The sequence below is a fragment of the Ascidiimonas aurantiaca genome (genome assembly GCF_037646345.1).
Lineage (GTDB): Bacteria > Bacteroidota > Bacteroidia > Flavobacteriales > Flavobacteriaceae > Ascidiimonas > Ascidiimonas aurantiaca.
On the sequence record NZ_JBBEWR010000007.1, the window covers coordinates 114900 to 125177 of the forward strand.

A 10278-nucleotide genomic window follows, 5' to 3' on the forward strand; every position below is an offset into this window, starting at 1 on the left:
TTATGGCAAGAGTAAAAGATAAGAATACAGTACAGAGATTTAATAAGATCTCTATAGGTTTGTCTTCACCCGAGGCAATTCTGGCAGAATCCAGAGGCGAAGTGTTAAAGCCTGAAACCATTAACTACCGTACCCATAAACCTGAACGAGACGGATTGTTCTGTGAGCGTATTTTTGGGCCGGTAAAAGATTATGAGTGTGCCTGTGGTAAATACAAAAGAATACGTTATAAAGGTATTGTTTGTGACAGATGCGGTGTTGAAGTAACCGAGAAGAAAGTAAGAAGAGACCGCGTGGGGCATATCAATCTGGTAGTACCCGTAGCACATATATGGTACTTCCGGTCCTTACCCAATAAAATAGGATATCTCTTAGGGCTTCCTTCCAAGAAGCTTGATATGATCATATACTATGAGCGCTATGTAGTTATACAGGCAGGTATTGCCAAAAACCCGGAAGGAGACGAGTTAAAAAAACTTGATTTCCTTACCGAAGAGGAATACCTTAATATTCTGGATTCCTTACCAGCCGAAAATCAATATCTGGAAGATTCAGATCCTAATAAGTTCATTGCGAAAATGGGAGCAGAGTGTCTTATTGATCTCCTCTCCAGAATAGATCTGGATCGGTTGTCATACGAATTAAGACACAAGGCAAATAACGAAACATCCAAGCAGCGTAAAACCGAAGCGCTTAAGCGTCTTCAGGTAGTAGAAGCTTTCAGGGAAGCACAGGGTAATCGTGAAAACAAACCAGAGTGGATGATCATGAAAGTAGTGCCTGTTATTCCACCTGAACTTCGTCCTTTGGTGCCATTGGATGGAGGACGCTTTGCTACTTCAGATCTTAACGACCTGTATCGTAGAGTAATAATACGTAACAACCGTTTAAAGCGTTTAATGGAGATTAAAGCCCCTGAGGTAATTCTTCGAAATGAGAAACGTATGTTACAGGAATCAGTGGACTCGCTTTTTGACAATACCAGAAAAGCATCTGCTGTAAAGACTGAATCTAACAGGCCGTTAAAATCACTATCTGATTCTCTTAAAGGAAAACAGGGGCGTTTTAGGCAAAACCTTCTTGGAAAGCGTGTAGATTATTCCGCACGTTCCGTAATTGTAGTTGGACCCGAGTTAAAATTATACGAGTGCGGTCTTCCCAAAGATATGGCCGCCGAACTCTATAAGCCGTTCGTCATACGAAAGCTCATTGAAAGAGGGATCGTAAAAACCGTCAAATCGGCTAAAAAGATTATAGATAAAAAAGAACCCGTAGTATGGGATATTCTTGAAAATGTACTAAAAGGACACCCTGTACTGCTTAACAGGGCTCCCACACTTCACCGGTTAGGTATTCAGGCATTTCAGCCCAAGCTTATCGAAGGAAAGGCTATACAGTTACACCCGTTAGTATGTACGGCATTTAACGCCGATTTTGACGGAGACCAGATGGCAGTGCACTTGCCGTTAGGGCCTGAAGCCATATTAGAGGCGCAACTGCTTATGCTGGCATCCCATAATATACTGAACCCTGCGAACGGTTCGCCAATCACTGTGCCTTCTCAGGATATGGTACTTGGACTGTATTACATGACCAAAGCCAGAATGTCCACCGAAGACCATCCGGTTAAAGGAGAAGGGTTAATCTTCTATTCTCCCGAAGAGGTGAATATAGCATACAATGAAAAGCGAGTGGCACTTAACGCGATCATAAAAGTTCGTGCTAAAGATTTCAATGAAAAGGGAGAACTAGTCCCGCAAATCATAGAAACTACCGTGGGAAGAGTACTTTTTAACGAAGTAGTTCCTGATGAAGCCGGTTTCGTAAATGCAGTACTTACTAAAAAATCTTTGAGAGACATTATTGGTAATATCCTGAAAGTAACCAGTGTGCCTGCTACGGCAGAATTCCTTGACAGAATTAAGGATATGGGATATAAATTTGCTTTTCAGGGTGGTTTGTCTTTCAGTTTGGGAGATATCATTATCCCTGAAGAAAAGCATAAAATGATTGATGAGGCAAATGAGCAGGTAGATGGTATTATGATGAATTATAATATGGGGCTTATTACCAATAATGAGCGTTATAATCAGGTAATTGATATCTGGACCTCTACCAACGCAGGCCTTACAGAACTGGCAATGAAGCGTATTCGTGAGGACAACCAAGGCTTTAACTCTGTGTATATGATGTTGGATTCCGGAGCTCGGGGATCTAAAGAACAGATCAGGCAGCTTACGGGTATGCGAGGGTTAATGGCAAAGCCTAAAAAATCGACTGCCGGAGGTGGAGAGATCATCGAGAACCCGATCCTTTCAAACTTTAAAGAAGGACTTTCTATTCTGGAATACTTCATATCTACCCACGGTGCGCGAAAAGGTCTTGCCGATACCGCTCTAAAAACAGCCGATGCCGGTTACCTTACCCGTCGTCTGGTAGATGTTTCTCAGGATGTGATCATCAATATAGAAGACTGTGGTACCCTGAGAGGAGTAGAAGTGTCACCACTTAAGAAAAACGATGAAATTGTAGAATCTCTGGGAGAAAGAATTCTGGGACGTGTATCACTTCACGATGTGTTCGATCCGCTTACCGAAGAACAACTCGTTTCTTCCGGCGAAGAGATCACCGAAGCTATTGTTAAGCGCATCGATGCCTCACCTATAGAAAAACTGGAAGTACGTTCACCGTTAACCTGTGAGGCAAAACACGGTATTTGTGCTAAGTGCTATGGCCGTAACCTTTCTACCGGAAAAATGGTACAAAAGGGAGAAGCGGTAGGAGTGGTAGCCGCCCAATCCATTGGAGAACCTGGTACACAGCTTACCCTTCGTACTTTCCACGTAGGAGGTATTGCAGGGAACATTTCAGAAGAGAACAAACTGGAAGCCAAATTTGATAGTAAGCTGGAAATAGAAGATCTTAAGATCGTAAAGGGTGAAAATGCGGAAGGAAAACCAGTAAATATTGTAATCTCAAGAACTTCAGAAGTGAAGTTTGTGGATAAGAAAACAGGAATAGCGCTGAGTACAAGTAATATTCCTTATGGCTCTCAAATTTTTGTAAAAGACGGACAAACTGTAAATAGAGGAGATGTTATTTGCCAGTGGGATCCTTATAACGGGGTTATTATCTCTGAGTTCTCAGGTAAAATTGCTTATGAGAATATAGAACAGGGAGTTACCTATCAGGTTGAGATTGATGAGCAAACAGGGTTCCAGGAGAAAGTGATCTCAGAATCCCGAAACAAAAAACTCATCCCTACACTACTTATCAAAGATGCCAGTGGAGAGGTGCTCAGATCCTATAACCTGCCGGTAGGAGCCCATATTATGGTAGATAACAATGAAAAGATAAGAGAAGGTAAAGTATTAGTGAAGATACCGCGAAAATCTGCCAAAACGGGAGATATTACCGGAGGTCTGCCACGAGTTACCGAATTGTTTGAAGCCCGTAATCCATCTAATCCGGCAGTAGTTTCCGAAATAGACGGAGTAGTTTCTTTTGGAAAGATAAAAAGAGGTAACCGCGAGATTGTGGTTGAATCTAAATTAGGTGAAATTAAAAAGTACCTGGTAAAACTTTCTAACCAGATACTTGTTCAGGAAAACGATTATGTAAGAGCAGGAATGCCTCTGTCAGACGGTTCCATTACTCCTGATGATATTTTGAAAATCAAAGGGCCCTCTGCAGTTCAGCAGTACCTGGTAAATGAGGTACAGGAAGTATATCGACTGCAGGGTGTGAAAATTAATGATAAACACTTTGAAGTCGTAGTACGGCAAATGATGCGTAAAGTAGAGATCCAGGATCCCGGAGATACCATATTCCTTGAAGGTCAGTTGGCGCACAAAGATGATTTCATTCAGGAGAATGATAATATCTTCGGTATGAAAGTAGTAGAAGATGCAGGAGATTCAACGGTATTTAATGCCGGACAAATTGTATCGCCTCGTGACCTGAGAGATGAAAACTCTATTCTTAAACGTGCCGATAAGCAAGTGGTAGTAGCCAGAGAAGCCATTCCGGCAACCGCTACACCTATACTTCAGGGTATTACCAGGGCATCGCTCCAAACCAAGTCATTCATATCTGCGGCTTCCTTCCAGGAAACTACCAAAGTACTCAATGAGGCTGCGGTTAGCGGTAAAGTTGACGGACTGGAAGGACTTAAGGAGAATGTTATTGTAGGACACAAGATCCCTGCCGGTACCGGTATGAGAGAATATGATCATATTATTGTAGGCTCAAAAGAAGAATACGATGAGATCATGGCGGGAAAAGAAGAAGTTAATTTCTAATTATGAGCGATCACGATAAAAAGAAACAAGGTCAGATCAATATAGAATTGGATGATAAGACGGCAGAAGGAACCTATTCCAATCTGGCCATTATAAACCATTCCGTATCTGAGTTTGTCGTAGATTTCGTGAGTATTATGCCCGGAACTCCTAAGGCCAAAGTGAAAAGCAGGATCATTTTAACACCTCAGCATGCCAAGCGCTTGCTAAAGGCATTGAATGATAATGTGAATCGCTTTGAAAAAGCTCATGGAGAGATCAAAGAATACGATCAACCTCCCATACCCCTTAATTTTGGGCCCACGGGAGAGGCTTAAATGTAAACAAAAGCCCGGAACTCTGTTCCGGGCTTTTTATTTTATGGTAGTTTTTGTAATTTTAGAAGATACCGCAAATTAGTTTTACCATGTCAGAACGTATAAAAAACTTTGGAGAATTTTATCAGTTTTACTTAACAGAACATCAACATAAAACCAGCAGAGTATTACATTTTATAGGTACTTTCCTTGTATTTATATTGGCTGGTTTTTTTGCATGGTACGGAGGGAGCTGGGAATGGATACTAGTACCCGTAGCCGGTTATGGTTTTGCCTGGGCGGGACATTACTTCTTTGAAAAAAATAAACCCGCAACGTTTAAATATCCCCTATGGAGCCTTTTGTCAGACTTTAAACTGTTTTTTGAGATACTTTTTGGAAAAAAAACATTTGATGCTTCCAAAGACTAAAAAGTAGCGAAGAAAGCTCAATGTTTTAGTTATACTCCGATGTAAAATGCAGATTAACTGTAGGGTATTTTTGACGGGTCATTTCTATAGAAAAGTGTGAATCTGCCAAAAATACAAGCTGGCCCTGCTTATCACGTGCCAGAAACTTTTGTTTTACCCTTTTAAACTCGGCAAACTCCTCATTTTTAGGGTCTTTTGGTGCAACCCAGCATGCTTTATAAACCGGAAAGTTTTCATAATTACATTTGGCTCCGTATTCGTGCTCTAACCGGTATTGGATTACCTCATATTGAAGTGCACCTACAGTACCAATTACCTTACGGCCATTTAGTTCCAGTGTAAATAATTGAGCAACACCCTCATCCATTAATTGATCCAGACCTTTTGCCAGTTGTTTGGCTTTCATAGGGTCGGCATTATTAACATACCTGAAATGTTCAGGAGAAAAACTGGGGATTCCTTTGAAATGGAGGTTTTCTCCCTGTGTAAGAGTGTCCCCAATCTTAAAATTCCCTGTATCATGAAGCCCTACAATATCACCGGCATAAGAGATATCTACAATTTCCTTGCGTTCAGCAAAAAAAGCATTCGGACTGGAAAACTTAAGTTGTTTGCCATGCCGAACATGCAAATAAGGAGTGTTTCTTTGAAAAGTGCCTGAAACAATTTTCACAAAGGCCAGCCGGTCCCTGTGTTTAGGGTCCATATTGGCGTGTATTTTAAAAACAAAACCACTAAAGTCTTTTTCATTGGGCGCTACCCACCGTTCCTCCGCTTCTTTTTTTCGGGGAGCAGGTGCTATATCAATAAAACAATCCAATAGTTCTCTTACACCAAAGTTATTAAGTGCCGAACCAAAAAACACCGGTTGTTGCATACCTTCCAGATAGGCAGACCTGTCAAAAGCAGGATACACTTCATATACCAACTCCAGGTTTTCTCTTAATGATTCAGCAGTGTCTTTTCCAATAATCTCTTCCAGTTCGGGATTAAATATATCATCAAAAGCAATCGTATCTTCAATATTTTTCTTACTGTCCCCGCTAAAAAGATTGATATTCTTTTCCCAAATATTGTAAATACCCTTAAAGTCATACCCCATGCCAATTGGGAAGCTCAAAGGCACCACTGTTAATCCTAGTTTTTGTTCTACTTCATCCAGAAGATCAAAAGCATCTTTTCCTTCCCGATCCAGTTTGTTAATAAAAACGATCATGGGAATATTACGCATGCGACAAACTTCTACAAGCTTCTCGGTTTGCTCCTCCACACCTTTGGCTACATCTATTACCACGATCACACTGTCTACAGCGGTGAGTGTACGAAAGGTATCTTCTGCAAAATCTTTGTGCCCGGGTGTATCCAGAATATTTATTTTTTTATCCCTGTATAAAAAAGCCAAAACCGAAGTGGCTACCGAAATACCCCGTTGGCGTTCAATTTCCATAAAATCACTGGTAGCACCTTTCTTTATTTTATTACTTTTAACGGCACCGGCTTCCTGAATAGCCCCTCCAAACAACAGAAGCTTTTCTGTAAGTGTGGTTTTACCGGCGTCTGGATGTGATATAATCCCGAATGTTCTTCTTTTAGCTATTTCTTCGTTTAGGCCCATTATTTTTTCATATCGTAAGCGCGCAAAAATACCAATTGTATTCTAAATATTTAATACTTCTCCGGCTTATTGTGTAAAAACCCTTCCGTTTATCGAACAAAAGAAGCGCTTGGTCTAAAAGTGAGTGTGTTTTCACGAAAACGAATTGTTTACCACTGCTTTTGAATGTATTTTCGTATAGTTTTATAAAAACGTTAACATTTAGAGGTTTACCTCTTTGAAAGCTTAGATCGGGGCTTTCGCTACAAATTAGTTTAACCAACTTCATGGGCCTATGAAAAAAATTACGTATCGTGTAACCCATACACCTAAATCTTTTCCTTTTCAAAAATTACACAGATTTATAGTAACTACCTGTCTTTTCATAGGTGTGATCACAGGTACACAGGCACAGGCTACGTTGGAGAACTCATCGGCCACTGCCACCCAAATATTGGAAGCCATTTCAGGCCCTGGGGTAACCTTATCTCCTGTTAGTAGTACAAATGAGGGTTTTATTAACGGGTTTGATTCTGATTCACAATACGGAACTTTCTCAAATGGTGTGGCAGGATCAGGTTTGAGAATGGATACCGGAGCCTTATTCACAACAGGAACTACAACAAATACTTTTGTTGCTAATTCTTCAACCCCATTAACAGGCGGACCCGCTTCTTTTTTTATAGACACCAATGTTTTAACAATAAATAGTCAGGCATTTTTTAATGTAGCTCTTTTTGAATTTAATGCAACTACAGGTAGCAACGTAAATAGCTTGGTAGTAACATATCAATTTGCGTCTGAAGAATATCCTGAATCTGTATGTGCTAATTTTCCAGACATTGTAGGTATTTTTATACAAGGGCCTGGTATTGTTGGTAACCAAAACATAGCACTTGTTCCGGGTTCAATAGATGCAGTAGATTCCAACGAAATTAATGGTGGTGCCTGTGGTTCAAACGGTACCGGAGCTCCGACAAACTTTACCCGTACGCAATACTTTATAGATAATGGTGATAATGCTCCGGGACCTGTAATTGTTGGGTTTGATGGCCTTACTGAACTACTGCAGGCCAGGATTGACGGATTACAACCCAATACAAACTATATCATCAAGATAGCTGTAGCTGATTCTGCAAATCCTAATGTTAAATCGGCAGCTTTCGTAAATCAGATAGTAGGATTGTCAACTGACAATGATAATGACTTGGTGCTTAATACAGTAGATTTCGATGATGACAATGATGGGATCGATGATATAATAGAGTCAGAAGGTAATGACCCGGACGGTGATGAAGATGGTGACGGAATTCCCAATTGGCTGGATACTCTTGATAATGGTGCGGGAGATGGTTCATTAACAAATTACATAGATAATGATGGGAACGGGATTCCGGATGTATATGATACAGACGGGGACAGCATCCCTAACCATCTGGATCTGGATAGTGACGGAGATGGTTGTGCCGATACCCTGGAAGCAGGTTTCACAGACCCTGATGAAGATGGGATATTAGGTACTTCTCCGGTATCGGTTGACTCTAATGGTAGAGTAACCGGACAGGGAGGGTACACTACCCCCGATGATAACAATACCAATTCAACCTTCGATTTTCTTGAAATAGGTCCTGATACAGATGGAGACGGTACCACAGACGGATGTGATATTTGTCCAGGATCTGATGATACTCTGGATCTAGATGGAGATGGAATACCAAATGATTGTGATCCTGATATTGATAATGATGGAGTTCCCAACGGAAGTGATGATTTTCCATTAGAGGCCTCCGTTAAGAATGACGGCTTGGTTACGGGAGCGGGGCAGGCAGGAACCGTTAATGTTCTGGCCAATGACGATTTTCAACCAGGAGCTTCTACCTCCATAGTAAACCTGGGTACCGGTACTGCAACCGGAAGCATTTCTTTTAATGGAAATACAGGAGAGTTGACCTATACACCAACTCTCGGTGAAGGGGGGACTACCGTTACCATAGATTACGAAGTTTCCAATACAGCCGTAAATCCTATAGTAAGTGGCACAGCAACTGTTTTTGTAGTGGTTATTCCCGACTCCGATGGAGATGGTATTGCCAATAATGTAGATGAAGATGATGATAACGATGGTATAACAGATGCGACAGAATTAGATTGCACTCCGGGGAATATCCTGGATTGGAATACAGCGGTCTGGACAGGAGACCCTGAGCAGGATCCACTTACTACAAGTCCTAATATGGCTTCAACCAATATAAATGGTACCACAGTTACCGTTACCAGTGATATTACTGCCGGTATAACTAATAATTTTATTGCACGGTATGCCAGTATAAACGGCACCTCCGGATTACAGGTATTAGGCAGGATCAATGAACTGGATGGAGGAGAGACCATTACCTATACGCTTGATTTTTCACAGCCTGTAAGTAACCTTAGGTTCTCAATTGTTGATATAGATGAAAGTACAGATGTGGCAGATTATCCTCTTTATAAAGAAAGAGTAACTGCTACCGCTACCATAGGGGGTACTGCAGTGCCCTTAAATTTCACATTAGGTTCTGCGGTGGCCAATCCGTCACCCGGAGTTTTTGAAGGTATAGATTTTGTTCCTACCAATCCTCCGGTAGTAGCGAGTAAAGATGGAGATGTAAACTTCAACTTCACGCAGGCCGTAGATCAGGTAGTTATAACCTATACCAATCTAACACCTAATACCGATAATAGCCAGATAACCATTCTATTTTCCGATATACAATGGGATTGTCCCGCTATCGACACCGATGGAGACGGTATTCCTAATAACCTCGATCTCGACAGCGATAATGATGGTATTTATGATGTTATTGAAAGTGGTGCCGGATTAACCGATGCCGATAATAACGGTCAGGTAGATGGAGCTGTAGGTGCCAATGGTATTCCGGATGCAGCAGAAACAGGAGGAGTAGATGGAGCCGGAGTCAGTGCTGTGCCTGTAAATACAGATGCTTCATTTACCCCTGGTGATACTGTACAGGACTATCTGGATATTGATTCAGACAATGACGGTATTGTTGATAATATTGAAGCACAGACTACCGCAGGATATATAGCACCATCAGGAAACGATGTAAATCAAAACGGACTGGATGATAATTATGATGCATCTCCCATAACCCCGGTAAATACCGATAGTACACTTACCAATAGTGATACAGTACCCGATTATCTTGATACCGATTCAGATGGAGATGGGGAAAGTGATACCATCGAAGGGTACGATACCGATGATGATGGTGTAGCCGATACCCTTCCGGCCAATACAGATAGTGATGGTGATGGCTTGGATAATAATTTTGATGTATATGATAACACTACTATAGACAGTGTGGCCAATCCTACAAACAACGGGCAAACTGCTACCAATCCTTTTCCTGATACCGACTCACCGGGAGGCGACCCTAACTGGAGAGAGGATATTAGTGCCGGTATTACAGTCACCAAAGTAGATACCTTAAACGATGGTGGCGATGGCATTGCAGACGTAGGTGATACCATAACTTATATATTTACCGTAACCAATACCGGGAACGTAACCCTTAGCGGTGTAAACATAACCGATCCGGCAGTAACCGTTTCTGGTGGCCCTGTTGCCAGTCTGGCACCGGGAGCAGTGGATAACA

General features: G+C 41.5%; 5 protein-coding genes. 4 read left to right on the forward strand and 1 reads right to left on the reverse strand.

Translation table 11 applies throughout. The features are described from left to right. Positions 1–2 precede the first annotated feature (2 nt). From rpoC to WAO84_RS09380, 3 genes are all read left to right on the forward strand, one after another. Entirely contained in the window at positions 3–4301 is a 4299-nt protein-coding gene (gene rpoC, locus WAO84_RS09370; RefSeq protein WP_340065324.1) for a DNA-directed RNA polymerase subunit beta', read from the forward strand. 2 nt (positions 4302–4303) lie between these two features. Next, positions 4304–4618 (forward strand): DUF3467 domain-containing protein, encoded by a 315-nt coding sequence (locus WAO84_RS09375; RefSeq protein WP_340065325.1) that lies wholly within the window; start codon positions 4304–4306, stop codon positions 4616–4618. Positions 4619–4707: 89 nt separating this feature from the next. Then, entirely contained in the window at positions 4708–5028 is a 321-nt protein-coding gene (locus WAO84_RS09380; RefSeq protein WP_340065326.1) for an Mpo1-like protein, read from the forward strand. Positions 5029–5053: 25 nt separating this feature from the next. On the opposite strand, the gene WAO84_RS09385 is transcribed toward WAO84_RS09380, so the two are convergent. Then, positions 5054–6643: a peptide chain release factor 3 gene (locus tag WAO84_RS09385; RefSeq protein WP_340065327.1), complete on the reverse strand. Its 1590-nt coding sequence runs from the start codon at positions 6641–6643 to the stop codon at positions 5054–5056. A gap of 274 nt (positions 6644–6917) precedes the next feature. Here WAO84_RS09385 and WAO84_RS09390 point away from each other — a divergent pair. Then, positions 6918–10278, forward strand: a 3361-nt coding sequence (locus tag WAO84_RS09390) for a choice-of-anchor L domain-containing protein (RefSeq protein ID WP_340065329.1), incomplete at its 3' end; no start/stop codon positions are given.

Coding starts and splice junctions, on each gene's coding strand:
- WAO84_RS09380 (WP_340065326.1), top strand. CDS start 4,708: ATGTCAGAACGTATAAAAAACTTTGGAGAATTTTATCAGTTTTACTTA.
- WAO84_RS09375 (WP_340065325.1), top strand. CDS start 4,304: ATGAGCGATCACGATAAAAAGAAACAAGGTCAGATCAATATAGAATTG.
- rpoC (WP_340065324.1), top strand. CDS start 3: ATGGCAAGAGTAAAAGATAAGAATACAGTACAGAGATTTAATAAGATC.
- WAO84_RS09385 (WP_340065327.1), bottom strand. CDS start 6,643: ATGGGCCTAAACGAAGAAATAGCTAAAAGAAGAACATTCGGGATTATA.